The organism is Paraburkholderia sp. SECH4 (assembly GCF_030511745.1).
GTDB classification, from domain to species: domain Bacteria; phylum Pseudomonadota; class Gammaproteobacteria; order Burkholderiales; family Burkholderiaceae; genus Paraburkholderia; species Paraburkholderia madseniana.
In genome coordinates, this window is record NZ_JALOCP010000049.1 from 26,077 (window position 1) to 52,284 (window position 26,208).

At 56.7% G+C, this 26,208-nt stretch carries 18 protein-coding genes and 2 pseudogenes; 16 read left to right on the plus strand and 4 right to left on the minus strand.

Going from position 1 to position 26,208, the window contains the following annotated elements:
* Positions 1-157 precede the first annotated feature (157 nt).
* Together M0D67_RS37375 and M0D67_RS42175 are read right to left on the minus strand one after the other, a co-directional pair.
* A complete protein-coding gene (locus M0D67_RS37375) occupies positions 158-964 on the minus strand; it encodes an HpcH/HpaI aldolase/citrate lyase family protein (RefSeq protein WP_266242298.1) in 807 nt (268 codons plus the stop codon).
* 251 nt (positions 965-1,215) lie between these two features.
* Positions 1,216-1,338: pseudogene (locus M0D67_RS42175) on the minus strand (hypothetical protein); the annotation flags it as partial.
* 135 nt (positions 1,339-1,473) lie between these two features.
* On the opposite strand from M0D67_RS42175, the gene M0D67_RS37380 reads away from it, so the two are divergent.
* Genes M0D67_RS37380 through M0D67_RS37390 form a run of 3 tightly spaced genes read left to right on the plus strand, consistent with a single transcriptional unit; the run spans position 1,474 to position 4,636 of the window.
* Positions 1,474-2,715, plus strand: a complete 1,242-nt coding sequence (locus M0D67_RS37380; protein ID WP_201142094.1) for a site-specific integrase — start codon at positions 1,474-1,476, stop codon at positions 2,713-2,715.
* Positions 2,712-3,638 (plus strand): tyrosine-type recombinase/integrase, encoded by a 927-nt coding sequence (locus M0D67_RS37385; RefSeq protein WP_266242254.1) that lies wholly within the window; start codon positions 2,712-2,714, stop codon positions 3,636-3,638. Before M0D67_RS37380 ends, M0D67_RS37385 begins: the two co-directional genes overlap by 4 nt.
* Positions 3,635-4,636, plus strand: a complete 1,002-nt coding sequence (locus M0D67_RS37390) for a tyrosine-type recombinase/integrase (RefSeq protein ID WP_266242256.1) — start codon at positions 3,635-3,637, stop codon at positions 4,634-4,636. Before M0D67_RS37385 ends, M0D67_RS37390 begins: the two co-directional genes overlap by 4 nt.
* 139 nt (positions 4,637-4,775) lie before the next feature.
* Here M0D67_RS37390 and M0D67_RS37395 read toward each other — a convergent pair.
* Positions 4,776-5,007: pseudogene (locus M0D67_RS37395) on the minus strand (transposase); the annotation flags it as partial.
* A gap of 758 nt (positions 5,008-5,765) precedes the next feature.
* Between M0D67_RS37395 and M0D67_RS37400 the strand changes: the two are divergent.
* The 11 genes from M0D67_RS37400 (at position 5,766) to M0D67_RS37450 (ending at position 22,171) form a co-directional block, all read left to right on the plus strand.
* A complete protein-coding gene (locus tag M0D67_RS37400) occupies positions 5,766-6,701 on the plus strand; it encodes an acetaldehyde dehydrogenase (acetylating) (protein ID WP_266242259.1) in 936 nt (311 codons plus the stop codon).
* Between the two features lie 8 nt (positions 6,702-6,709).
* Entirely contained in the window at positions 6,710-7,735 is a 1,026-nt protein-coding gene (gene dmpG / locus M0D67_RS37405) for a 4-hydroxy-2-oxovalerate aldolase (protein WP_266242261.1), read from the plus strand.
* Positions 7,736-7,867: 132 nt separating this feature from the next.
* Positions 7,868-9,031 carry a PLP-dependent aminotransferase family protein gene (locus M0D67_RS37410; protein ID WP_266242263.1) on the plus strand — a complete coding sequence of 388 codons (1,164 nt, stop codon included), beginning with the start codon at positions 7,868-7,870 and terminating at the stop codon, positions 9,029-9,031.
* A gap of 221 nt (positions 9,032-9,252) precedes the next feature.
* Positions 9,253-11,949 carry an alpha-ketoglutarate dehydrogenase gene (gene mdeB, locus M0D67_RS37415; protein WP_266242266.1) on the plus strand — a complete coding sequence of 899 codons (2,697 nt, stop codon included), beginning with the start codon at positions 9,253-9,255 and terminating at the stop codon, positions 11,947-11,949.
* A gap of 307 nt (positions 11,950-12,256) precedes the next feature.
* Entirely contained in the window at positions 12,257-14,023 is a 1,767-nt protein-coding gene (gene ilvB / locus M0D67_RS37420) for a biosynthetic-type acetolactate synthase large subunit (protein ID WP_266242269.1), read from the plus strand.
* Positions 14,024-14,198: 175 nt separating this feature from the next.
* On the plus strand, positions 14,199-15,845 hold the full coding sequence (gene aceF / locus M0D67_RS37425; RefSeq protein ID WP_266242271.1) for a dihydrolipoyllysine-residue acetyltransferase: 1,647 nt from the start codon (positions 14,199-14,201) through the stop codon (positions 15,843-15,845).
* Positions 15,846-15,947: 102 nt separating this feature from the next.
* Positions 15,948-17,720, plus strand: a complete 1,773-nt coding sequence (gene lpdA, locus M0D67_RS37430; protein ID WP_266242274.1) for a dihydrolipoyl dehydrogenase — start codon at positions 15,948-15,950, stop codon at positions 17,718-17,720.
* A gap of 780 nt (positions 17,721-18,500) precedes the next feature.
* Positions 18,501-19,451: a branched-chain amino acid ABC transporter permease gene (locus M0D67_RS37435; RefSeq protein ID WP_266242277.1), complete on the plus strand. Its 951-nt coding sequence runs from the start codon at positions 18,501-18,503 to the stop codon at positions 19,449-19,451.
* Positions 19,452-19,464: 13 nt separating this feature from the next.
* Positions 19,465-20,634, plus strand: a complete 1,170-nt coding sequence (locus tag M0D67_RS37440; RefSeq protein ID WP_171926115.1) for an ABC transporter ATP-binding protein — start codon at positions 19,465-19,467, stop codon at positions 20,632-20,634.
* 20 nt (positions 20,635-20,654) lie between these two features.
* On the plus strand, positions 20,655-21,455 hold the full coding sequence (locus tag M0D67_RS37445; RefSeq protein ID WP_266242280.1) for an ABC transporter ATP-binding protein: 801 nt from the start codon (positions 20,655-20,657) through the stop codon (positions 21,453-21,455).
* Positions 21,455-22,171 carry an ABC transporter ATP-binding protein gene (locus tag M0D67_RS37450; protein ID WP_266242282.1) on the plus strand — a complete coding sequence of 239 codons (717 nt, stop codon included), beginning with the start codon at positions 21,455-21,457 and terminating at the stop codon, positions 22,169-22,171. Before M0D67_RS37445 ends, M0D67_RS37450 begins: the two co-directional genes overlap by 1 nt.
* A gap of 368 nt (positions 22,172-22,539) precedes the next feature.
* Here the strand turns inward: M0D67_RS37450 and M0D67_RS37455 are convergent, their stop codons facing one another.
* Entirely contained in the window at positions 22,540-23,448 is a 909-nt protein-coding gene (locus tag M0D67_RS37455) for an AraC family transcriptional regulator (protein ID WP_266242284.1), read from the minus strand.
* 740 nt (positions 23,449-24,188) lie between these two features.
* Between M0D67_RS37455 and M0D67_RS37460 the strand changes: the two genes are divergently transcribed.
* Together M0D67_RS37460 and M0D67_RS42180 are read left to right on the plus strand one after the other, a co-directional pair.
* Entirely contained in the window at positions 24,189-25,337 is a 1,149-nt protein-coding gene (locus tag M0D67_RS37460) for a branched-chain amino acid ABC transporter substrate-binding protein (RefSeq protein ID WP_266242286.1), read from the plus strand.
* A gap of 481 nt (positions 25,338-25,818) precedes the next feature.
* The gene (locus M0D67_RS42180) at positions 25,819-26,187 is read left to right on the plus strand and encodes an Lrp/AsnC family transcriptional regulator (RefSeq protein WP_367892360.1); all 369 of its coding nucleotides are present in this window, start codon (positions 25,819-25,821) and stop codon (positions 26,185-26,187) included.
* Positions 26,188-26,208: the final 21 nt, after the last annotated feature.

Below are 26,208 nucleotides of genomic sequence, written 5' to 3' on the forward strand. Positions count from 1 at the left end.
GCTCTGCTCGGCCGGAGCAGAGCCGCGAAGATTAACAAGCACAAACAGGTACCCGGGCGAGGTGATGGCAGAGTTTATTGTCCCGAAACGACAGCTACCAAGTCGGGAATGACGAAATGAACAGACACTGTCTGTCGAGTCAAGTGCTCGTGTACACCTAGTAACCTGCCTGTGACCTTTCAGACGCTGTGACTGAGGGGGCCTTAAACGAGCTAACCACGTCACTGGCCGCACGGCTTAGAAGCCCAGTGTCCGTCGCGATCGCAATCAAATTGGCTCCTGCGGCAAGATATTCGTCTGCGTACGCGCGGTATGTAGCCAGAACGCCCGCTGACTTCCCAATCGCTCGGACCTGCTTGATGCCGGCACACACTGCTTGTCGCACAACGGGATGACTGGGATCACCCTCGAACCCCATGGATGCGCTCAAGTCGGCAGGACCAAAGAACACCCCATCGACGCCGTCGACGTTCGCGATCGCCTCCAGATTGTCCATCCCGATCGTCGATTCTACTTGGACAATGAGACAAAGCTCTTTACTTGCGTTCTCAAAATAGCCGTCGACCTTATTCCAGCGTGAAGCTCGCCCGAGTGCGCTTCCCACGCCCCGGACGCCGCCTGGCGGATAACGGGTGGCAGCCACCGCGAGTTCAGCATCCGCCTCGGTATCGATCATCGGGATGATCAAGGTTTGTGCACCAATATCGAGATACTGCTTGATTACTGCGACGTCGTTCTTTACAGGTCGGACAATGGGTTGACAGGGATACCCACCCAGTACCTGAAGTTGCGAGAGCGAGCTTCGGACATCGTTAGGTGCGTGTTCGTTGTCGATCACAATCCAGTCAAAGCCTGCGGTTGCCAGTAACTCTGTAACGTACCCGTCGGCTAGGGCAGCCCAAAGACCGAACTGTGGCGCCGCTTCGGACAGGCGGTGTTTGAAGGAGTTTCCAGGGAGTTTCATGACATATCCAGTTGAGTCGATCAGGGTCAATGAAGTTCAAGCAAGGTACATCCTGATTGTATTTAAAGCGATAGGGTTGAGTGGTATTCAATGGGGAAAATTGACCCGATGGGTAAAAAGAAGGCCGAAAGAATCAAGAAAATGCCGTAGATGGGTGACAGATTTGAAATTCAACAAATTCGAACTGAATCTTACGCAATCGTCATCGTGGATCCCTGACAAGCCTATCCAGTAAGCGTGTCGCCGTATCTTCAGGCGGGTATGCGCAGCTGATCAGCGACGACCTGCGGCATAAGCTCCTCGGCGCGCTTGATCGCATGGTCAGCGATACGCGCGAGCATCAAGCGCACATACGGCTTGGGATCGACGTCGTTGAGCTTCGACGTTCATGCCGAATCCCGCGCTATGCCGAAGCAGTTCGTATCATTCACTCCTGGTCATGCGATGCGGTTTGCGCATTCGGCATAGTCTGAGGCTCTCTCCTGTCATTTTGGCGGGAAGGAGTAGACATGACCATCGAAGCGTATTACGACAGTCCCAAGATGCTTAAACGGCTTCACGAAGGGCCGTTGGGAGTTCATATCGATCTGTTCGCAGCGCGGCTGCTGCGAGAGGGACATTGTCGACAAGGAGCATGGCGCAATCTTCGCGTGGCTTGCGACTTCAGTCACTGGCTCGCACGCAAACGGCTTGAGCTTGACGACATCAACGAGCAATCGATAGAAGAGTATCAGGAGTTCCGTCGCCGATATCGATGTCCATTTCTCAGTGATCGTCCTGCATTGATCAGACTGCTCGGTCTGCTTCGAGAGATCGATGCAATTCCTGCCAAGCCACCTTTCGCACTGGACGAGCTCGAACAGGTTGTGCAGGATTTTGACCGATATCTGATCCAGGAGCGCGGATTGGCGCGCGTGTCTGCCGTTCGCCATGTCCCTTTCGCTCGGCAGTTTCTGCGGGAGCATTGCCTGTCTGGCTATCCGCAAATCACCAGCCTGACTGGTTCGGACGTCATGACATTCATCGAACGTCATGCAAGAGACCACAGTCCGCAATCCGCGAAACATATGTGCTCGGCCATTCGCGCGTTCATGCGATTTCTGCAATACCGAGGTTACATTGCCGCCGATCTTGCGAGCTGCGTACCAGGTGTGAGAGCGTGGCAGCTCACATCGCTTCCTACCTATCTGCTGCCCGACCAGGTTCAAACCGTGCTCAACGGCTGTGACCGGCATACTCCCGTCGGACGCAGAGACTACGCGATCTTGTTGTTGCTTGCTCGCCTTGGACTGCGAGCAAATGAGATTGCGTTGCTGACGCTCGATGATATTGACTGGCGTATTGGCCAACTCGCCGTTCACGGCAAGGGAAGGCGACGAGCTGAGCTACCGTTGCCGGCGGAGGTTGGCGCCGCAATGGTGGACTACCTAAAGCACGGGCGGCCGCAATCCGGGAGCCGACGCGTGTTTCTCCGGCACCTGGCTCCGCACATAGGGTTTGCATCGTCGGCGGCGGTTTCCATGATCGCCACGATGGCGCTCACACGCGCGGGAATCGATAATGTTTCGCACAAGGGCGCACATCTCTTCCGGCATAGCCTCGCGACTCAGTTGCTCCGAGCCGGTGCGTCATTGACACAGATCGGTCAAGTTCTCCGTCATCAGGATCATGACACGACCCGAATCTATGCGAAGGTCGATATCGCCTCGCTGCGCACGCTTGGCCTGCCATGGCCGGGAGGTGTGCGATGAACACTCTCTCGCAAGCGCTTCGGCAGTACGTGCTCATGCGTCGTAGTTTTGGGTTCAAGTTTGAGAACCAGGAGAGGCGGCTAACGAGCTTTGTCCGCTTTATGGATGGCCGCGCCGCTACCATTATCACGCACAAGCTCGCTCTTGAGTGGGCAATGCTGCCTATAGACGGGCGCGCGTCCTGGGCGTTACGTTTAACGGACGTGCGCGGATTTGCACGCTATCGGCGCATTGCGGAAATCAGGACGGAAGTGCCACCGTTGGGCATTCTTGTTGGTCCCTCACGCCCGAGACCCTATCTCTACACCGACGTAGAGATACAGAAGTTGTTGACGGCTGCGTTAGAACTTCCTCCGGCAGATGGCTTGCGTCGGTGGACGTATCACTGTCTGTTCGGACTGCTGGCCGTGACTGGACTGAGGATCGGTGAAGTACTTAACCTGCGACGAGAAGACGTTGATCTGGAAGACGGCGTTATCACGATCCGCGACACCAAGTTCGGTAAGTCACGCCTTGTCCCGGTCCACCACACAACCAGAGCCGTATTGGCGCACTATGCGCAACGACGAGACGCGCACATCTGGCCGCCGCACAGTCCATACTTTTTCATCGCTGAGCAAGGTGGCAAACTGTTGCACCAATACGTTCATCCGGTATTTTTGAAGCTTTCACGGCGAACGGGGCTTCGAAGCCCCGATGCCCATTCCGGTCCTCGTCTGCATGACTTCCGGCATCGCTTCGCAGTTCAGACGCTGCTCACCTGGTATCGATCGGGTCAAAGCGTCGAATCATGGTTACCCGTGCTGTCCACGTATCTGGGGCACACCTGTGTGCGCGACACGTACTGGTATCTGTCGGCGTGTCCCGAATTGATGGGGCTCGCCGCGCGAAGGCTCGACGTGCGCTGGGGAGCCCCATCATGAGACCAACCCACATCTTGCCTGCGTTGATCGAACGCTTCTTCACAGAGCGATTGATGCGGCAACGCCACGTCAGCCCACACACTATCGCATCGTATCGAGACACGTTTCGTCTATTGTTCAAGTTCGCACAAGTCTGCCTGCGTAAGCCCCCATCCAGTCTCGACCTGTGCGATCTTGACGCGCCGCTGATTGCCGCGTTTCTCGAGGATCTGGAGACGCAGCGATCAGTCAGCGTACGGACACGCAACCTTCGTCTAACCGCGATTCGGTCCTTCTTCCGCTTCACCGCATTCGAGGAGCCTGCATACGCCGCCCAAATCCAGCGCGTGCTCGCGATACCTACCAAGCGATACGATAAGCAACTCGTTCAGTTTCTGACACGCACCGAGATCGAAGCGCTTCTTGTTGCTCCTGATAGAACAACGTGGCTTGGACGTCGGGACTATGCTCTGCTATTGCTCGCGATTCAGACGGGGTTGAGACTCTCCGAATTGACAGGGCTCGATCGTGATTCGGTGCAATTGGGTTGCGGCGCACACGTTCGCTGCCTTGGCAAGGGGCGCAAAGAACGATGCACGCCATTGACAACGCATACCATCGCCACGCTCAAAGCCTGGCTGCAAGAGCCCCCGCGCAACGGCGCGCACGCGTTATTCCCTAATATAAGTGGTGGTCGGCTCAGCTCTGACTCAGTGCAACATCTTCTGGGCAAGTATGTATCCACCGCGAGTGCCTGCTGCTCGTCCTTGACACGTAAGCGAATCACGCCACACGTCCTCAGGCACAGCGCTGCAATGGAACTACTTCATGCCGGCGTCGACTGCTCCGTCATTGCATTGTGGTTAGGACACGAATCGGTCGAAACCACTCAGGTCTATTTGCACGCTCATTTAGCCCTCAAGGAAGCCGCGCTGGCTAAAGTCAAGTCTTCGAACGGTAAACCATTGGGTCGATACCGTGCAGGCGATAAACTACTTGAGTTCCTAACCGCGTTGTGAAGAGTCCGACTATGCCGAGCGCGACCGATGTATGATCGGCAGCGAGGTCGCTTTTGCGGTGCCCAAATCGCCATCAGCATCAGCCGTTCGGCATAGCACGGGATTCGGCATGAACGGCACTATGCCGGATGCGACATAGGGCGGTGCCGATCACGCTGTAGATCGCCGCCGTTCTCTTGCCACCCGAGTCAGCATTGGCGAACAGGCAGTTGCGCCTGCCGATCGCGACACCGTGCAGCGCACGCCCGACCGGCGGCTTGTCGATTTCCGGCCGGTGGTCATCACAATACCGTTTGGACGCCTCTCAGCGGCTCAGCGTGTCGAAGGATTGCCAGGCTTGTGTCGGATTTGCGCGAGAGCGTCTCCAGTGTGACGGTGAGCCGGTCGTGGAGCTGATCAAGCTGCGATCGCGCGTGTTCCTGTCGTTACGTGTGCCGTTCGTCCGGCGGCTAGTCTTGTTGAATGATAAATGGAAAGTTACGCTACTTAAAAATAAATAAACGATAGAATCGTATTTAGAATAAATATGACAAAACGCGTCATTCTCTGCTCGTTGAGCGATGCAGGACAGTGAACATCTGTGTTTTTTGCGGATTCTAAGTTAGTCATGCTTCTCATTGCTGGGAGCAGGATGAATCTTATCTACGCCAACTTGCACGTGTGACACCGGTGATCAATATCTGGTCTACGGTTTCAGTCGACGCGTTTGCGTCTGGAAGGACTATTGGACGGGACCCAACTGGAGGGGCATTCCGGGAAATCTGACAACGCGGGTGTTGCTGGTTCGGCAAGGCTCCAGGACCGCTTTGCGGGCCATGATATCGTCGCCGTGTCCCGAGCGCGGTGATAAAAATCGGCTTCCGTCACTATGGCATTTATAAGCAAAAAGCGGCCGAATCGATCAAGAAAGCGCAAGGAGTCGGTGACAGAATGTCTACATCTACAACGTCAACGCATTTTCACAGCGAGGCGATATAAAAATGAGGGAGGCGGGCATTTGGCGCCAGCATGGCGGCTAACCGCGCTCGTTCCTTCTGTGTCTCGGTGAGCAATTGGTCATGCACAGCGGCCTGCTTTTAGGTCGAAATCCGTGAACGGTTTTATGCGGCATTCATCTTAGAGAGCAAAAATGTCGAAAGTAAAAGTAGCTATTATTGGATCGGGAAACATTGGCACTGATCTGATGATCAAGGTTCTTCGTAACTCAAAAAACCTTGAAATAGTCGCGATGGTTGGCGTTGATGCCGAATCGGACGGCCTTGCACGTGCGAAGCGTCTCGACGTTTGGACTACGCACGAAGGCATCGACGGACTTCTCCGTTGGCAGCATTTCAATGAGATTGCGATTGTTTTCGATGCTACGTCTGCGAGCGCACACAAGAAGCATGATGAAGTGCTTCGAGCTCATGGGAAGCGTGTTATCGATTTGACACCGGCCGCGATTGGACCCTTTGTTATCCCGCCGGTGAACCTCGATAGTCATCTAGACTCGCCGAACCTGAACATGGTGACCTGTGGTGGCCAGGCTACCGTTCCAATCGTTGCTGCGGTTAGCCGTGTAGCGAAGGTCAACTATGCAGAGATCATCGCTTCCATCGCATCGAAATCGGCAGGGCCCGGAACGCGAGCAAACATCGATGAGTTTACGGAGACGACGGCGCATGCGCTCGTGACGGTAGGAGGGGCTGCGCGCGGCAAGGCCGTTATCGTTTTAAATCCGGCGGAGCCCCCGCTGATGATGCGGGATACGGTGCTTTGTCTCTGTGATGACGCGCCGGAAGAAGAGATCAAGGCGTCCGTCGAAAAAATGGTTCAGTCAGTCCAAGAGTATGTACCGGGCTACCGACTAAAGCAGGACGTGCAGGTCGAACGAATCACTCGGGAACACCAACTCGTTATACCAGAAACCGCCGAGCCGTTCGTGGGGTTGAAGGTTTCGGTGTTCGTCGAAGTGGAAGGCGCGGCGCACTATCTCCCAGCATACGCTGGCAACCTCGACATTATGACGTCAGCAGCCTTGCGTACAGCAGAGCGCCTGGCTGAAAGCCACAACCTGACGAAATGAGGCCTGACATGACCAAACTCTTTATCACCGATGTGACTCTCCGCGACGGATCGCATGCCATTCGACATCAGTATGACCTCGGGCACGTCCGTGACATCGCTGCAGCCTTGGATGAAGCCGGTGTTGACGCGATCGAAGTGGGGCACGGCGACGGCTTGAACGGATCGAGTATCGCGTACGGATTTAGCAAACATACCGATGTGGCGTACATCGAGGCAGCCGCAAAGGTCTGTAAGCGCGCCAAGCTGATGACCGTGCTGTTGCCGGGGATCGGGACGATCGACGACATCAAGCGGGCGCACGCCCACGGTGTTCAGATGATCCGAATCGCGACGCACTGCACCGAGGCAGACGTCTCGGCGCAACATATCGCGGCAGCGAGGGATCTTGGGATGCACGTGTCGGGATTTCTCATGATGTCCTCGGCAACGTCGCCTGAGAACCTCGCTGTTCAGGCGAAGAAAATGGAAAGCTACGGGGCGGAATGTGTCTATGTCGCGGATTCGGCGGGTGGCCTGACGATGAAGGCCACAGAAGCGCGCTTTAGGGCATTGGCGTCGACGCTCCTGCCGGGAACGGAGCGAGGCATTCACGCGCACGAAAACATGTCTTTGTCAGTTGCGAATTCGGTGCTGGCAGTTGAGAACGGTGCGACGCGGATCGACGCCTCTTTGGCAGGTATGGGCGCAGGTGCAGGTAATTGCCCAATTGAGGCATTTATCGCAGTTGCCAATCGAAACGAATGGGAACACAACTGCGATCTCTTCAAGCTACAGGATGCGGCAGACGACTTGGTCAGACCCATCCAGGACCGTCCGGTCCGAGTGGATCGCGAGACGCTGACGTTGGGTTATGCGGGAGTTTACTCCAGCTTTCTGCGTCATGCGGAGAAAGCTGCCGAGCGATTTAACCTTGATCCCCGCGTAGTCCTTGTTGAAATTGGAAAGCGCCGATTGATTGGCGGCCAAGAGGACATGATCATTGATGTGGCGCTTGACATGGTTCGACGTGCGTCGGAACAGGCGGCCACCTAATCAGCTTCGGCTGACGCGTTGTTCGACAGGGCTTCGTATCCGGGGATTGTTTGATATCGAGTTGGCGTTACGTAAGCCCTATCGACAGAGAAATTGGGAAGAATAATTATGAGCAAAAGTCTGGCAAGCCGAATGAAATACGTTAAGCCGTCGGCCATTCGAGAGCTGCTGAGTTTGGGCGCAGATCCGGAGATTATTTCGTTCGGCGGCGGCTATCCTGACGCGTCGCTCTTTCCGCTTGAGCAACTGAACGACGTGTACCATCGAGCCATCACCGAGACGGGCAGGGATTCGCTGCAATATACCGTTTCGAACGGTACGCCTCGTCTGCGTGAGCAAATCGCGCGGCGCATGAATCTCGATGGCATCGATTGCGGTGCTGACGATGTGCTCGTACTTCAGGGTGGTCAGCAGGGTCTTGATCTAGTCTCGAAGATGGTCGTGGACCGAGGCGATATCATCATTACTGAAAGCCCGACTTTTCTCGGCGCGCTGATCGCATTCAATCCGTATGAGCCAAGTTATATCGGCGTTGAGATGGACGACGACGGTATGAAGATGGATGAGCTTGAGCGTGTGCTTGAGCAGAATCCTCAGGCAAAGCTTCTTTACACCGTTCCAGATTTTCAGAATCCAAGCGGCGTCACCATGAGCTTGGAGCGACGGAAACGCTTGATCGAACTCGCCAACAAGTACGATCTCATTGTGCTTGAGGATTCGCCGTACCGCGAGCTCAGATTCTCAGGAGAGGCTGTCCCTCCCCTTAAGTCGATGGATACGGAAGGCAGAGTCATTTTCTTGGGCAGCTTCTCCAAGATCTTGGCGCCCGGCCTACGCTTGGGTTGGGCTGTCGCGTCAAGCGAGCTGATCCAGCAACTCGGTTTGCTGAAGCTCGCCGCGGACACGCAGTGCAGCACCCTAAACATGGCGGCCGTTTCGCTGTATCTGGACACTTACGATGTTGATGCCCACATCGCGTCCATTCGTACGGCTTATCGTGCCAAGAAGGACCTGATGCTTCAGACGATTCGTCGCGAATTCCCCGCGTCGATTCGATTCACCGAGCCGAGCGGTGGCATGTTCACCTGGCTGACCTTCCCGGAAGGTTTCGATGCGGGTGCATTCATGCGGCAGAAGGCGGTTCCCGAAGGGAAAGTTGCGTATGTCCCGGGGGCTCCTTTTTTTCCAGTGAATCAGCGCGAGAATCATGCGCGAGTTAGTTACTCGACACAATCCGACGCCGGAATCATCAAAGGCATTGTGACGCTAGGCCGTCTATTGAAGGATGCACTCTAAACGCTGCTGACCTTTCATTTTGCTGGCGGGACCCAACCGTTTACGTCGACTGACTTTTTGTCCTATCGGATTGAAACGGGGTGGTTCGTTGATAGTCCATGCCGTCAGGCCATTGTTCGCGGTTGCAGGTCTGTGGCCATCAATTGACAGAGCGATTTCATGTAAAGCGGACCGGTTAAATCATGCTAGCCGCGTCGGCGATTTTCGGGTTGTGAGACTATATGAACCACATCGAAACCACCTTTTTGCGGCTTGCAGCTCAAGCCGCCGTCCACGGCGACCAAGACCCTGACGAGACTCGAGAATGGCTTGACGCACTCGAGGCTGTAGTGAAGGCAGCCGGGCCTGAGCGCGGCGCATACATTCTCCAGCAGCTTGAGGGAAAGGCGGCCCGCTTAGGCCTTGGCAACCGGCCCGCGCGGGTGACGCCTTATTGCAATACGATAGGGCTTGCCGCGCAGCCTCAATATCCCGGGAAGCTGAGCGTTGAAGAGCGGATAACCTCGATCATCCGTTGGAACGCTTTGGCGATGGTTGTTCGCGCGAACAGGGCATATGGCGAACTTGGCGGGCATATCGCCAGTTATGCCTCCGCTGCGGAAATTTTCGAAGTGGGGTTCAACCACTTCTTTAAAGCTGAAAGGCAGTCTTCGGCAGATCTGGTCTTCTATCAGCCGCATTCCGCTCCTGGCGTGTACGCGCGCGCATTTCTGGAAGGGCGTCTCACGGAAGAACATCTGTCTCGCTACCGGCAAGAGGTTGCCGGAGGCGGCTTGTCGTCCTACCCGCACCCTTGGTTGATGCCGGATTTCTGGCAGTTCCCTACCGGTTCGATGGGCATTGGGCCTATCAGTTCCATCTACCACGCGCGCTTCATGCGCTACCTCGAGCATCGCGGCATCAAGCAGACCGACGGTCGCCATGTTTGGGGGGTGTTCGGTGATGGTGAGATGGATGAGCCTGAGTCGATTGGGGCTCTGACGCTTGCGGCACGGGAGCGGCTCGACAACGTCACGTTCATCATTAACTGTAATTTGCAGCGTTTGGACGGTCCAGTTCGCGGTAACGGCCAAATTATCCAGGAGCTGGAAGCGCTGTTCATCGGCGCCGGTTGGAACGTCGTTAAAGTCATCTGGGGCTCCGAGTGGGATGAACTCTTTTCCAGAGATATGGACGGGGTCCTTCTGCGTCGTTTCGCCGAAACGGTTGATGGTCAGTATCAGACGCTTGGAGCTAATAGTGGCGCCTACAACCTTACGCATTTCTTCGATTCTGATCCCGAGGTACGAAAGCTCGTCTCGCACCTGAGCGACAGTGAAATCGATAAGCTGAAAAGAGGTGGTCATGATTTCCGTAAGCTTTACGCCGCTTTCAAGGCTGCGCAGGATCACAAGGGGCAACCGACGGTTATCCTCGCAAAAACGAAGAAAGGCTATGGTATGGGTGGCGCCGGCGAGTCCCGGATGACATCGCATCAGCAAAAGAAACTCGATGTCGAGGCACTTCGCGCCTTTCGTGATCGCTTTGCACTTCCGCTGTCGGATAACGATGTTGATGAGATGCGCTTCTACAAGCCGGCTGAAGGGAGCGAAGAACTGCATTACTTGAGGGAGCGCAGAGAGGCTCTTGGCGGCTTCTTGCCGGTTCGGAGTAGAAAATGCACCCCGGTCTCGATTCCGGCGTTGGCGGAGCATGGGCGATTCGCGTTGCAGTCTGACGGTAAGGAGATGTCGACCACTACGGCTGCGGTCCGCCTCTTCACTAGTTGGCTGAAGGACTCAGAACTCGGCAAGCGGATTGTGCCGATTGTGGCCGACGAAGCCCGAACGTTCGGAATGGCGAGCCTGTTTCGCCAGATTGGCATCTATTCCCCTCATGGCCAATTGTATGAACCTGAGGATGCTAGCTCTCTTCTCTATTATCGAGAGAGCAAGAACGGGCAACTGCTTGAAGAAGGGATCACGGAGGCGGGCGCACTTTCTTCGTGGGTTGCTGCCGCGACTTCTTACAGCGTCCACGGGGAAGCTATGCTTCCTTTCTATATCTACTATTCGATGTTTGGGTTCCAGCGGGTTGGCGACCTGATATGGGCAGCAGCGGACCAGCGGGCACGAGGCTTCCTGCTGGGTGCGACAGCCGGTCGAACCACTCTCGGCGGAGAGGGCCTGCAACACCAGGATGGCAGTAGTCATATTGTTGCCGCCACCATTCCCAATTGCCGTGCATACGATCCGGCGTTTGCAGGGGAGCTTGCGATCATCCTAGACCATGGTGCACGGGAGATGATGGAGCAGCAACAGGACGTGTTCTACTACGTGACCCTTGCGAATGAGAATTACGCCAATCCGTCACTGCCCGCCGATGTTGCCGGGGATGTAATCAAGGGCATGTATCGCTTCTCTAAAACGTCAGAGGGGGGAGAAGTCGCCAGAGTGCGTTTGCTTGGCTCCGGTCCCATCCTTAGAGAAGTGATCGAAGCATCTGAGCTTCTCCTGAAAGACTGGGGTATCGTAGCCGAAATTTGGAGCGTGACGAGTTTCAGCGAACTGGCACGCGAAGCTAGAGAAGTCGAGCGTCGGAATCGTCTCCATCCGCTGGAGGAGCGACGGACTAGTCACGTTGAGGGCTGCCTGAAGGGTGCTGCGCCGATCGTCGCGGCGAGTGACTATGTCCGTGCATGTCCACAGTTGATCTCCTCGTACGTCAGTGGCCGATTCGTTGCCCTCGGTACTGACGGCTTCGGTCGAAGCGACACACGTGCCGCTTTGCGAAGCTTCTTTGAGGTCGATCGCTTCAGCATCGTTGTGAGTGCTTTACATGCTCTTGCGCTTGACGGCGAGGTGCCACAAGCCACCGTGGCACAAGCTATCGGGCGCTATGGCATCGTAGCTGACGAGGCGGCGCCCTGGAGTCGATAACGCACTGGGCTATCTAGTGAGGGATTGCGGGGTGTTCACATGATGGACGTCCCGCAAGGCCCATGTTTTTCAGGCTGCAGTCGGAGATTGCAGAAAGGCTGGTTCGAGGATGATCAGGCAGTTTGCCGTTGCCATTCTTACGCCTATTTAAGTTGCGTAGTTCACGTTTTCCCCCAAAAAGGTCTCATGCATCAGGCTTGGTTCGCCGTCCTTCCGTGTGGAGTACGCGCGCACATTCTGTCGCATATCGAAGACGAAGTTACGACCGTTGGCCGAATTTGCTTGTGATTTTCAGCAGGAGACAAAAATGAATATGCCCGTTGCAGAGTTTCGCTCGCCCAAGAAAGTTCTGCATGAGGTCATAAGCGGCGCGGAGATGATCATCCGTGCGCTCGAGATTGAGGGTGTTACCAAAATCTGGGGATACCCGGGCGGCGCAGTTCTTCCCATCTACGACGCCTTGGAACAGCAATCCGCCGTCATCCACTATCTTGTCCGACATGAACAAGGGGCCGTTCACGCAGCAGACGGTTACGCTCGAGCTACGGGTTCAGTCGGTGTAGCGTTGGTCACGTCCGGACCCGGCATTACCAATGCGGTAACCGGCATTGCGACCGCCTATTTCGATTCCGTCTCGATGGTCGTGATCTCCGGAAACGTTCCACGAGCGATGATTGGGCAGGACGCATTCCAGGAATGCGACGCGATCGGTATAACCCGACCGGTAGTAAAGCACAGTTTCTTGGTTCTCGACGTAGGCGATCTACCGACGATTCTCAAGAAAGCGTTTCACATTGCCAGAACTGGCCGGCCCGGTCCAGTCCTGATTGATGTGCCAAAAGACGTAGCCTTGGATCGTGCGGCCTTTTCTTATCCGGCGTCGGTAAAAATACGGTCGTACCGTCCGGTGACGGACGGCAGCTTCAACCAGATCAGGAATGCTGCGGCGATGCTGGCTGCCGCAAAACGGCCCTATGTGTATGCGGGTGGTGGCGTTGTCATCTCGGAGGCACACCGCGAGTTGATTGAACTTGTCTCGTTGCTGAAAGCACCAGTTACGACGACCCTGATGGCGCTCGGCGCATATCCCGCTCACTCTCCGAACTTTGTCGGTATGCTTGGCATGCACGGCACATACGAGGCCAATCGCGCAATGCAGGAGTGTGATGTATTGATTGCGGTGGGGGCCCGCTTCGACGATCGGGTAGTGGGCAATGTCGCGGATTTCCTCTCTAGCGGAAGAAAGGTGATTCATATCGACATCGACCCTGCCAGTATCGGAAAACGGGTGTCGGCGGACATTCCGATTGTCGGCGACGCTCGGCTCGTTCTGAAAAAGCTGAACGAAGCGCTGAAGACGGCGAAAGTTCATGATTCGGATCGTGTGAATTGGTGGGAGTCTATCAACCGTTGGCGACAAAAGCGTTGTCTCGAATATTCGTCAACCGGGACAACCATCAAGCCTCAGTTTGTTATTGAGAAACTGTCTGAATTGGCGGGTGATGATTCGTTTGTCTGCTCCGACGTTGGCCAGCATCAGATGTGGACGGCGCAACATTATCCGTTCTCACGTCCTCGGCAATGGATCAATTCAGGCGGCCTTGGAACCATGGGGGTGGGGTTGCCCTACGCTATGGGCGTTAAAGCCGCATTCCCTGAGTCTGATGTGTTCACAATCACAGGTGACGGTTCAATTCAAATGTGCATCCAGGAGCTTTCCACCTGCCGCCAGTACGATCTGGCAGTGAAGGTCATCTCTCTGAACAATGGCTATCTTGGAATGGTGAGGCAGCTTCAGCACGTCGAGTATGGCCAGCGATATTCGCAATCTTATCTCGAAGCATTACCCGACTTTGTTGCACTCGCAAAGGCATACGGTCATGTCGGGATGAGAATCGAAAAACCGGAAGAGGTCGAGCCAGCGCTGAGAGAAGCGATCGGATTGAAGGATCGAACTGTCTTCCTGGATTTCGCAGTAGATCCCAATGAGAACGTATGGCCGATGGTCCGATCTGGCCGAGGTTTGAACGATATGCTGCTAGGTGATCCGCACGACTCTGACTTTCGGGATTAGGCGTTGCCCAGAGAGGGTAGCCGTCGCGAATCCACGACACAACTTAATCCACGATACACAACTGGAATCAGTCGGTCCGGACTACGGGTAACGGACGGCTGCTTAATGTTCGCGCTGCGCGAGACCGTGGGCAGTCTTCCGTCGGAAGATGATCGCGGGACTGGAGAGACGATAGATGAGCCATGCGATTGAAGTAAAAGTGCCGGATATTGGCGACTACAAAGATATTCCTGTGATCGAGGTGCTGGTAAAGACGGGTGACATCGTTGAAAGAGAGCAATCGCTTGTGACGCTCGAATCGGACAAAGCGACGATGGACGTGCCAAGCTCGGCGTCAGGCATCGTCAAGGAAGTAGCCGTCAAAGTTGGTGACAATGTGTCTGAGGGCGCGTTGATTGTTGTGCTAGAAACCGCTGAAGGCGTCATGGCTGAGTCGGCTTTGGAAGCAGTTCCTGCTTATACGCAGATACCCACGTCGACACAGGCCTTGGCCACCAGGGCTATCGCAAGCGGTGGTGTGGAGGAAGTGAAGGTTCCGGATATCGGCGATTTCAAAAACATTCCCGTGATCGAAGTCGCGGTGAGGGTCGGCGATCGTGTAGAGAAAGAGCAGTCGCTGGTAACGCTCGAATCCGACAAGGCGACGATGGATGTACCGAGTTCGGTCGCGGGTGTCGTTAAGGAGTTGAAGGTCAAGGTTGGCGATTTCGTGTCGGAAGGCGTGGTGATCGTCGTTGTGTCTACCGATGATGGAGAGGCAGCATCGTCTCCTGCTCCTGCTTCTGCTCCAGTAGCGGGGCAGAAAGCAGTTGAAAGTTGGCCCGATGGCGTAGTTGGTTCTGGGCCTACTGTGGCGTCGCCGTCAGCGCTTGCACAAGCGCCAGCGATTCCTGTTGGTGAAAGAGATGGATCTCATGCAAGCCACGCTTCGCCATCTGTGCGCAAGTTCGCTCGTGAGCTCGGCGTCGATTTGGCTCAAGTTCGGGGTACGGGTTCGAAAGGCCGAATTACACAGGTAGACGTTGCTGCCTTCGTCAAGCTTGCTTTGAGCGCGCCGCGTGTTTCGCCCGCTGCAGCCGACGGCGGTGAGCTGAACCTGCTGCCGTGGCCCAAGGTCGACTTCACCAAGTTCGGCCCGGTCGATCCGAAGCCGCTGTCGCGCATCAAGAAGATCTCGGGCGCGAACCTGCATCGCAACTGGGTCATGATTCCGCACGTCACGAACAACGATGAAGCGGACATCACGGAACTCGAAGCGCTGCGTGTGCAATTGAACAAGGAAAACGAAAAGGCTGGTGTGAAGATCACGATGTTGTCGTTCGTGATCAAAGCGGCCGTGTCCGCGTTGAGAAAATTCCCCACGTTCAACGCGAGCCTCGACGGCGACAACCTCGTGTTCAAGCAGTACTGCCACATCGGTTTTGCGGCTGACACGCCGAACGGTCTGGTCGTGCCGGTAATCCGCGATGCTGACAAGAAGGGGCTTGTCGAAACCGCCAGAGAAATGGCTGAGCTTTCGAAACTCGCGCGTGATGGCAAGCTGAAACCGGATCAGATGCAAGGTGGGTGCTTCTCGATTTCTTCACTAGGTGGTATTGGAGGAACCAGCTGTACCCCGATAGTGAATGCACCAGAGGTGGCGATTCTTGCCCTGTCGCGTGGTGCTATGAAGCCAGTCTGGGACGGCAGAGAATTCGTGCCACGACTAATGTTACCGTTGTCGCTGTCGTATGACCATCGGGTTATCGACGGTGCGGAAGCGGCACGCTTTAACGCGTATGTGGGTGCGATTCTTGCCGATTTCCGGCGTGTGATTCTTTGATTCGGTTGGTGAGGTTTTTGGCGCAGGCGCGGGTCACTCAGAGATATCCGCGTTTATCTGTTTGCGTGCCTCAGCACCGATCAATAAGAGAAGGGAACAGTAATGCGTTTCATCGAAGTAAAAGTGCCGGATATCGGTGACTTCAAGGACGTCGATGTCATCGAAGTCAATATCAAACCGGGCGATGTCATCGAGAACGAGCAGGCGCTGATGACGCTCGAGTCCGATAAGGCCTCCATCGAAGTGCCGAGCGATACCGCCGGCACCGTCAAGGAAGTACGCATCAAGGCCGGCGACAAAGTCTCGCAAGGTACGGTCATCGCGTTAGTCGAAACGTCCGCAGATGCAGCTCCAGCTAAGACGCCTGAGAAAGCGCCCGCTCCGGCGGCAGCAGCACCTGCACCTGCTGCGCCCAAAGTGGCAGCGCCCGCTCCGCAAGCCGGTAGCTTCTCCGGCAGCGCGGATATCGAATGCGACATGCTCGTGCTCGGTTCGGGTCCCGGCGGTTACTCGGCTGCGTTCCGCTCGGCCGACCTCGGCATGAAGACGGTGCTCGTCGAACGCTATTCCACGCTCGGCGGCGTCTGTCTGAATGTCGGCTGTATTCCCTCGAAGGCGCTGCTGCACACGGCGCTCGTTATCGACGAAGCGGAAGCGCTCGGCGCGCATGGCATCACGTTCGGCAAGCCGCAAATCGATCTCGATAAGCTGCGTGACTTCAAGTCGGGCGTCGTCAAGAAGCTCACCGGCGGTCTCGCCGGCATGGCCAAGATGCGCAAGGTCGAAGTCGTGACGGGTACCGGCTCGTTCGTCGATCCGTATCACATGGAAGTGCAGACCGAAGGCGGCAAGAAGGTCGTCAAGTTCAAGCAGGCCATCATCGCTGCGGGCTCGGAAGCGGTGAAGCTGCCGTTCATTCCGGAAGATCCGCGTGTGGTCGATTCGACCGGCGCGCTCGAACTGCGTCAGATTCCGCAGCGCATGCTGGTGGTCGGCGGCGGCATCATCGGGCTCGAAATGGCGACGGTCTATGCCACGCTCGGCGCACAGATCGATGTGGTCGAAATGCTCGACGGTCTGATGGCCGGCGCGGATCGCGATCTGGTCAAGGTCTGGGAGAAGTACAACAGCAAGCGTTTCGCCAACGTCATGCTGAAGACCAAAACCACCGCGGCGGAAGCGAAAGACGACGGCATCTACGTGTCGTTCGAAGGCGAAAAGGCCCCGGCCGAAGCGCAACGCTATGACCTCGTGCTGGTCGCCGTCGGCCGTACGCCGAATGGCAAGAAGATCGGCGCGGACAATGCAGGCGTGGCCGTAACGGATCGCGGCTTCATCGACGTCGACAAGCAGATGCGCACCAACGTGCCGCATATCTTCGCGATCGGCGATATCGTCGGTCAGCCGATGCTCGCGCACAAAGCCGTGCACGAAGCTCACGTCGCCGCTGAAGTGGCTCACGGCGAGAAGGCGTACTTCGATGCGCTGCAGATTCCGTCGGTGGCCTACACCGATCCGGAAGTGGCGTGGGCCGGCAAGACGGAAGATCAGCTAAAGGCCGAGGGCGTCAAATACGGCAAGGCGGTGTTCCCGTGGGCCGCTTCGGGCCGCGCGATCGCCAACGGCCGTGACGAAGGCTTCACCAAGCTGCTGTTCGACGAAGAAACGCACCGCGTGATCGGCGGCGGGATCGTCGGTTTGAACGCGGGCGACCTGATCAGCGAAGTGTGCCTCGCAGTCGAAATGGGCGCGGACGCAACGGATATCGGTAAGACGATTCACCCACACCCGACGCTCGGCGAATCGATCGGTATGGCCGCCGAGTTGTACGAAGGCGTCTGCACCGACTTGCCGCCGCAGCGCAAGAGTCCATAGACCTCAATGTTCAGGCACTGTTAATTTGCATGCGAAGCTCTCGTGACGGCAGCCATGGGATCGTCCCGCGAGAGCTCCCTACGGAACAAGCAGAGGCTTGTCGCTCCCGATCGCATGTGATTGGTAGTCCTTAGCCAAACTGGTAATGCCGCCAACTGCGAGATTGGAAGTCGGGAATGAGGGGTTGATGGCTACGACAAATGGGTCTTTGCGTCTACTGGTCGAAAAATGGCTTGGGTTGGCTCCGGTGGCTCCGGTTAGAGCGACAAGGTTTAGCCGTAGACGCTTAAATCAGAGGCACTCTGTATGCGTGGAGGTAATGTGGCCAGCAGGCACGCTGACAATTTTCTTCTTTCTCCACGATGACGGGATGTGGCGCGTGTTTCCGCCTGAGGCGCAACGCCCGGCGATGAGCGTTTTATGAGGCGTAGTGGGGTCGCTGCTCGCCGAGTTTGCCAAGGCATAGGTTGAATGGAGTACCAGATTCGTCGTTTTGTCGCATGTTTCTTGGACAACAAAAAAGGGTTGCGATAGTCACGCGACAACCCGGGTCGTGCAACGAATGTATAACTCGCGACGCTAGCCAGAGGCCGATACACCCAGCTTTGTTAGTGTTCGCGCCGTTCGCCCTACTGGGCACGCTCGGATTCGTCGACGACTCCAGTTTGCTTAGTCTTTTTATATCTTGGAGACGCTGAGCGTATTTTCCATATATTTATCGACATCTGAGTTGAGATAAATGGTCTGTACTTCAGCATCCCTGAGAGTCGAGGAGTTCTTATGGATATCTTTCTGCAGCAGGTCCTCAACGGGCTGGTGCTTGGCAGCGTTTACGCCATCATCGCACTGGGCTATACGATGGTTTACGGCATCCTGGGCATCATCAACTTCGCGCACGGCGATGTGTTGATGGTGGGCGCGATGGTTGCGCTCTCAGCCGTAGGCGTGCTTCAGAACCATTTCCCCGGCCTCGGCAATGTGCCGACGCTCGTCATCGCGTTGATCATCGCGGCAGTGGTCTGCTCGCTGGTCGGCTATACGATTGAGCGCGTGGCCTACCGGCCGTTGCGTAAAGCACCGCGTCTCGCCCCGCTGATCACCGCGATCGGCGTGTCGATCCTGCTGCAAACCCTCGCGATGATGATCTGGTCGCGCAACCCGCTGCCGTTCCCGCAGCTGTTGCCTACTGACCCGATCAACGTGATCAAGGCCACCGATACGACGCCTGGCGCCGTGATCTCGATGACCGAAATCGTGATCATGGTCGTGGCGTTCCTCGTGATGGGCGGTCTGCTGTTGCTGGTTCACAAGACCAAGCTGGGCCGCGCGATGCGTGCGATTGCTGAGAACCCGGGCGTCGCCAGCCTGATGGGCGTGAACCCGAATTTCGTGATTTCGGCGACCTTCATGATCGGCTCGGCGCTTGCCGCTCTGGCCGGCGTGATGATCGCGTCCGAATACGGCAACGCACACTTCTATATGGGCTTCATCCCGGGTCTGAAGGCCTTTACCGCGGCGGTGCTGGGCGGGATCGGCAATCTCGGCGGGGCGATGGTGGGCGGCGTGCTGCTCGGCCTGATCGAACAGTTGGGCGCCGGCTACATCGGCAACCTTACTGGCGGTGTGTTCGGCAGTAACTACCAGGACGTGTTCGCATTCATCGTGCTGATCGTCGTGCTGGTGTTCCGTCCGTCGGGCCTGCTGGGCGAACGTGTTGCGGATCGAGCATAAGGAGTAGACAGACATGACCTCAATTCAACCGATCGAGCCGTCCACGACGCTCATCCCTGAAAAGAACCTGACGAAGACGCTGACCGTCGGCATCATCACCGCGATCTTCGTGATCGCCGCGCCGATGATCATCGGTGCCGCCGGCGGCAACTACTGGGTCCGCGTGCTCGACTTCGCGATGCTGTATGTGATGCTCGCGCTGGGCCTGAACGTGGTGGTCGGCTTCGCCGGCCTGCTGGACTTGGGCTACATCGCGTTCTACGCCATCGGCGCGTACACCGCGGCGCTGCTGAGTTCGCCCCACCTGACCTCGCAGTTCGAGTGGATTGCGCACCTGTTCCCGGGCGGCCTGCATACGCCGATCTGGATCATCGTGCCGATTGCGATGGGGCTCGCCGCGACCTTCGGCGTCCTGCTCGGCGCGCCGACCTTGCGTCTGCGCGGCGACTACCTCGCGATCGTGACACTGGGCTTCGGGGAGATTGTGCGGATCTTCATTAACAACCTCGACCGTCCGGTCAACATCACGAACGGGCCGAAGGGGATCACCGGCATCGCTCCGGTGTCGGCAGGCGGCTTCAGCCTCGCGCAGACACACACGTTCCTCGGGTTCTCGTTCCCGTCGGTGTACATGTATTACTACCTGTTCGTGTTGTGCGCGCTGTTCGTGATCTGGACCTGTACGCGTTTGCAGCACTCGCGTATCGGCCGTGCATGGGCCGCCATTCGCGAAGACGAAATCGCCGCCAAGGCGATGGGCATCAACACCCGTAACGTGAAGCTGCTGGCGTTCGCAATGGGCGCGTCGTTCGGCGGCCTGTCGGGCGCGATGTTCGGTTCGTTCCAGGGCTTCGTGTCGCCGGAATCGTTCACGTTCTGGGAATCGGTCGTGGTGCTGGCGTGCGTGGTGCTGGGCGGTATGGGCCACATCCCAGGCGTGATTCTCGGTGCGGTGCTGCTCGCCGTGTTCCCGGAATTCCTGCGCTCGACGATGGGTCCGTTGCAGAACATGATCTTCGGCCATGAAATCGTCGATACCGAAGTGATCCGTCAGTTGCTGTACGGCCTCGCGATGGTCGTGATCATGCTGTACCGCTCGGAAGGCCTGTGGCCGTCGCCGAAGCACGAAGACAAGATTGCGAAACTGGCGAAGCGTGCTGGCAAGAAGCCGGTGCGCGCCTAAGGCCCGCAGGGAGAAATCACATGAGCGATAACGTAAACAACGGCGTCGGCAGCGATCAGATCCGCCTGTCGGTTAAGGGCGTCAACAAGCGCTTCGGCGGCTTGCAGGCACTGTCCGATGTCGGCCTGCAGATCAAGGCGGGCCAGATTTATGGCCTGATCGGTCCGAACGGTGCCGGCAAGACGACCTTCTTCAACGTGATCACGGGTCTGTACACGCCGGATTCGGGCGAGTTCAAGCTCAACGGCACGGAATACACGCCGACCGCCGTCTATCAGGTGGCGAAGGCGGGTATTGCCCGTACGTTCCAGAACATCCGTCTGTTCGGCGGCATGACCGCGTTGGAAAACGTGATGGTCGGCCGTCACGTGCGTACGAAACACGGCCTGATCGGCGCGGTGTTCCAGACGCCGGCCGAGCGCAAGGAAGAGCGCGAGATCAAGGAACGCGCGATCGAACTGCTGGAGTACGTCGGCATTGCGCAGTACGCGGACTACACGTCGCGCAATCTGTCGTACGGTCACCAGCGTCGTCTGGAAATCGCCCGTGCACTGGCAACGGATCCGAAGCTGCTCGCACTGGATGAACCGGCTGCCGGCATGAACGCAACGGAAAAGGTCGAGCTGACCAAGCTGCTCGACAAGATCCGCAGCGACGGCAAGACGATCCTGCTGATCGAGCACGACGTGAAACTGGTGATGGGTCTGTGCAACCAGATGACGGTGCTCGACTATGGCAAGGTGATTGCGCAGGGTCTGCCTTCAGACGTGCAGAAGGATCCGAAGGTGATCGAAGCTTATCTGGGTGCGGGGGTCCACTAATGGCAACGGCAATGTTGAAAATCAAGGGCCTGCAGGTCAATTACGGCGGCATCCAGGCAGTCAAGGGTATCGATCTCGAAGTTGCGCAGGGTGAACTGGTCACGCTGATCGGCGCGAACGGCGCGGGCAAGACCACGACGATGAAGGCGATCACGGGTCTGAAGCCGTACTCGGCAGGCGACATCGAGTACATGGGTGAGTCGATCAAGGGCATCCCGGCGCACGAACTGCTCAAGCGCGGTCTCGCGATGGTGCCGGAAGGCCGCGGAATTTTCTCGCGCATGTCGATCGTCGAGAACATGCAGATGGGCGCGTATCTGCGCAACGATACCGACGCCATCAAGGCAGACGTCGATCGCATGTTCGGCTTCTTCCCGCGCCTGAAGGAACGGGCGACGCAATACGCGGGCACGCTCTCGGGCGGCGAACAGCAGATGCTGGCGATGGCGCGCGCGATCATCAGCAAGCCGAAGCTGTTGTTGCTGGATGAGCCGTCGATGGGTCTGTCGCCGATCATGGTCGAGAAGATCTTCGAAGTGGTGCGGTCGATCTCAGCGGAAGGCATGACCGTGGTGCTGGTCGAGCAGAACGCACGTCTCGCGTTGCAGGCGGCGAATCGCGGCTACGTGATGGACTCGGGTCTGGTCACAATGTCCGGCGACGCGAAGCAGATGCTGGATGATCCGAAGGTGCGGGCGGCTTATCTGGGTGAATAAGGAAGACAAGCACCCCGCATTGATACAGCAGAATCGTCACGGCGATGATTTGGGGTGAAGTTCCTCATGTCGTGAAATCCGGCGTGTATGTTCGAGCCCCGAGCCAGACACGCGCTGGAAAGGTCGGGGGCCGATTTGCCGCGCAATTCGTAGGAATCCGCCTCGGATGCTACCGGTTTCGCGCTCTCGGTCAACTTAGGACGCGAGGTGATCACGAGCGTATTTAAACCGACACATACGAGTTGCGCCTCACCACTCCGATCAACTCATTCCGGAGGTCCGGTACAAATGCTGTCAGGACGTGGCGGCCCTCAGTCATTATGGCGCTTGGCCCACGCGGGAGGCGACAGTTGGTGCGGGAAAGGATCTTAACCGCGCTTCCTTTCGTTGTACCAGCGTTTCGGTGTGTGCCCAGTCACCTGTTTGAAGACCTTTGTGAAGTGACTTTGGCCTGCGAATCCACACAGTTCTGCTACTTGGGCAAGTCCCATGTTTGCACCTGTCATCAACTCCATCGCTTTTTCCGTACGCCTCGTCATCAACCATTTGTGGGGGGTCTCGCCTAACTCTTCGCGGAAGGCGCGCGAAAAGTGTCGTACGCTCAGTCCAGCGACTTCCGAAAGCGTCACGATGTCGACCTCTTCATGAAGATGAGCCTCAACATACTCTCGTACACGCTTCAGGCGCCATGGGGGTAGCGCAACGTATTTCGGTACTTTCTGCACGCAGCCAGCGCGTTGAATGAGGTGAGATACCAACGTCACCAAAGCACCATCAACCAGCAGTCTGTCGGTTGCGTGTGCGCCAGCAAGGCTTTCCCACAGGCGTAGCATCAACGGCTGGATCAGTGGGTCTTCAAGTGTCTTGTCAGCAAGGGGGATAAGCGCTTCCCCAATGTGGTCCGGCACACCCGATCCAAGGATTTGCTTTACCGTTTTCGACGGGATCGTAAGCACGAGAAGCTTCCGTTGCCCCCTAACTTCCCACTGGCTTGAGTTATCCGGAGGCAAAACCAAGACGCGACCAGGTTCGGCCGAGTCGCGATGCCAACCATCGCCGAAATCCCACGCCCAGCTGTTTCCCTCCTGGGCCGACAGAGGCAGCGCGAGCACTGCCTCGGGTACCGCTGGGTCTGTGAACTCGTGGTCCTGCTGGTCCACCGTGATCATGTGGAATGGCAGCCGACCCGGCGAATCTTTGTGCTCTTGGGGGAATGCTGAATATGGCGATGCGCGGTAGAAGTCCGCGTATCTCGTCCAGCTTTTAGGATTATCCATGGTGTATCCACAACATCGACGTTAGTTACGCAAGTACGAGCAAATCGAAAGCAAAATCCATGCTTACACAAGTGTAGGCGATCCACCCATCATTGAGTAGGGTAAGCCGCCGGGGGCAAGCCTCCTATTCTTGTTTTTACCGATCAAGCGGTGAGCGAACCGCCTAAGGGCTCCGCGGCCCATTCTGGGGCGCGCGGAGCGACGTTGGCGCATTAGAGCCATAAGGTGGGATGAATCAGACGAATAGGTGCCGAGCGCCCTGCGCTGAAAAAGCGCGTTTGAATTCGTTCCCGGAGGCAGTTTCAAATCGACGCCATTCACTCGTCGCGCAACTGGCGCGCCTCGCGAGTACAAGTCAAGCTCAAACGTCGCCGACGGCGTTGATTTAGTTGCGCCGCTCCCTATGTCACCACTTGTTCCGTCGAATAAGCAGAAAGCCGCTATACCGCGGCCGATTCGAATAAAAGACGTCCGCCTTGGTCAAGATTGCTATTACTGGCAGTGACAGAATTGTTGCAACTGAGAACTGCAGCGGACGATGCAGCCGCCTATACCGTATCCCCTCCTGAACGAGGGGCTAAGCGAAAGGGGGAGCGAAATTCGGATGCTCGTATCGAAGTTAAACGATTCACGTTGGCCCTAACCGATACGCCGAGCATCTCGAGATGGTGTCGCACGCATCGTCCAGGCGGCAATCGATGGAAGTCTCACTCATATAAAGCATATTTCGGATGGAGATCATGGTGAACCCTCAATTTCACGCGCTGCGCCACATAAGCGCGGGGCTGGTAGTCCTTACGGCAGCAACGCAGCCCTCGTTCGCCGACGAAACCGTAATGCTGGGCGTGGTTGGTCCGTTGACGGGGAATATCGCCCATCTCGGGAAGGATATGGAAAACGGTGCCCGCCTCGCAATTGAAGCCGCCAATCAGAAGGGTTTGGTCATCGGTGGGCAAAAAGTCACACTGAAGCTCGACTCGCAAGATGACGCCGGCGACCCTCGCACCGCGACGCAAGTTGCTCAGCGACTGGTCGATGATAAGGTTATTGGCATCGTTGGCCATCTGCAATCGGGAACCTCGATACCTGCCTCGAAGATTTACAACGATGCAGGTATCGTGGAAATTTCGCCGTCTGCGACTAACCCCGCGTTCACACAGCAAGGTTTCAAAACGACTTTCCGCGTCGTTGCCACAGATGCCCAGCAGGGCCCAGCACTCGGACAATATGCGGCCAAGTCTATGAAGGTAAAAACTGTCGCGGTCATCGACGACTCGACAGCCTATGGGCAAGGCCTTGCCGATCAGTTCGAGCAAGCAGCGAAGGCTGCCGGACTGAAAGTCGTATCACATGACGGCACGAGCGATAAAGCCGTTGACTTCCGCGCGGTCTTGACAAAGATTAAGGCGGAGAGGCCGGACGCAATTATGTATGGTGGCAATGATGCCGGCGGCGGCCCCCTTGCGAAGCAAGCCAAGCAGCTCGGCCTGACCGCAAAGATCATTTCTGGTGACGGTACTTGCACCGAGAAGCTGCCCGAACTTGCTGGAGCGGCAGCTGACAGCGTCGTGTGTTCCGAAGCAAGCCTTCCGCTGGAAAAGATGCCTGGAGGCAGTGCGTTCCAAGCTGAGTATCTAAAACGATTCGGTCAACCGATTCAAGGTTTCGCGCCGTTTGCATACGACGCTGCAAACGTTGTTATCGACGCAATGAAGCGCGCTAATTCGACTGATCCGGCAAAGATTCTTGCCGCGATGCCCTCGACGAGTTACGACGGCGTGATTGGACGGATTGCCTTCGATCCGAAGGGCGACCTGAAGCACGGCACGATCTCTATCTTCAGCTACAAAGACGGGAAGAAGACCCTCGTTGACGAAGTAAAACTCTAAGATATCGCCCGAACCAACAGGGCCCTCTACCTTCGACCGCTGCAGATCCGAGAAGTGGGCGCCGTGAGCATCATCACGCTGTTGGATTCGCGCGAGGCGATAGTGCGGCATTAAGTTCCAGCCTCTGCGTTTTCAATCGAATCGGATTCATTGTCTTAAGTTGCGCCATTCTCTTGACGGGGTCTGGGCGTTTGGCTCCGCCTTCTCCAAGGGGGCGGAGCGTTTTTTCCTGACAAGACGTGGGAGGGCAAAGATGCTGAAGTATTTCGCCACAGCGATTAGTGCGCTCTCGAGCGTCACCAGCTTGATTGCTGACTATGCTGGGAGCCGTGTTTATTGTGCAGCGTCCGGTCTCATAGCTCTGACGTCGTACGCGATCTTCGCAGTATGCGCAGCGAAGGCAACGAAAGAGCTTTCTCGTCCATAGATTTGGCCCCGCGCAAAGATATTTTCATTCAGGTAGCGCAGGAAAAAGCGATAAATGAAGCTTGATAGCCTCGACCGAGAAATCCTACGTGTCCTTCAATTGAACGGGAGATTGGGTGCCACGGCCGTTGCCCGGTTAGTTGGAATTTCGGCGACGCAATGCTTAAGGCGCAAGCATCGTTTGGAGGAAGGCGGGGTAATTCACCACTACCGAGCCGTCTTGGACCCATGGAAGATTGGGCTGGGCCTGACGGCGTTCGTCCGGGTTTGGCTTAATGACGTCGACGAGCAAGTCGTTGATGGTTTCATACGGGATTGCTCGCGTAATGAACGAGTGATCGAATGCCATCTAATGAACGATGGATGTGATTTCCTGCTCCGCGTTGTCGCCCCCCGGCGTCAGACTACTTGTCGTGTTATCTGATTCCTATAGACATGGTCCGGG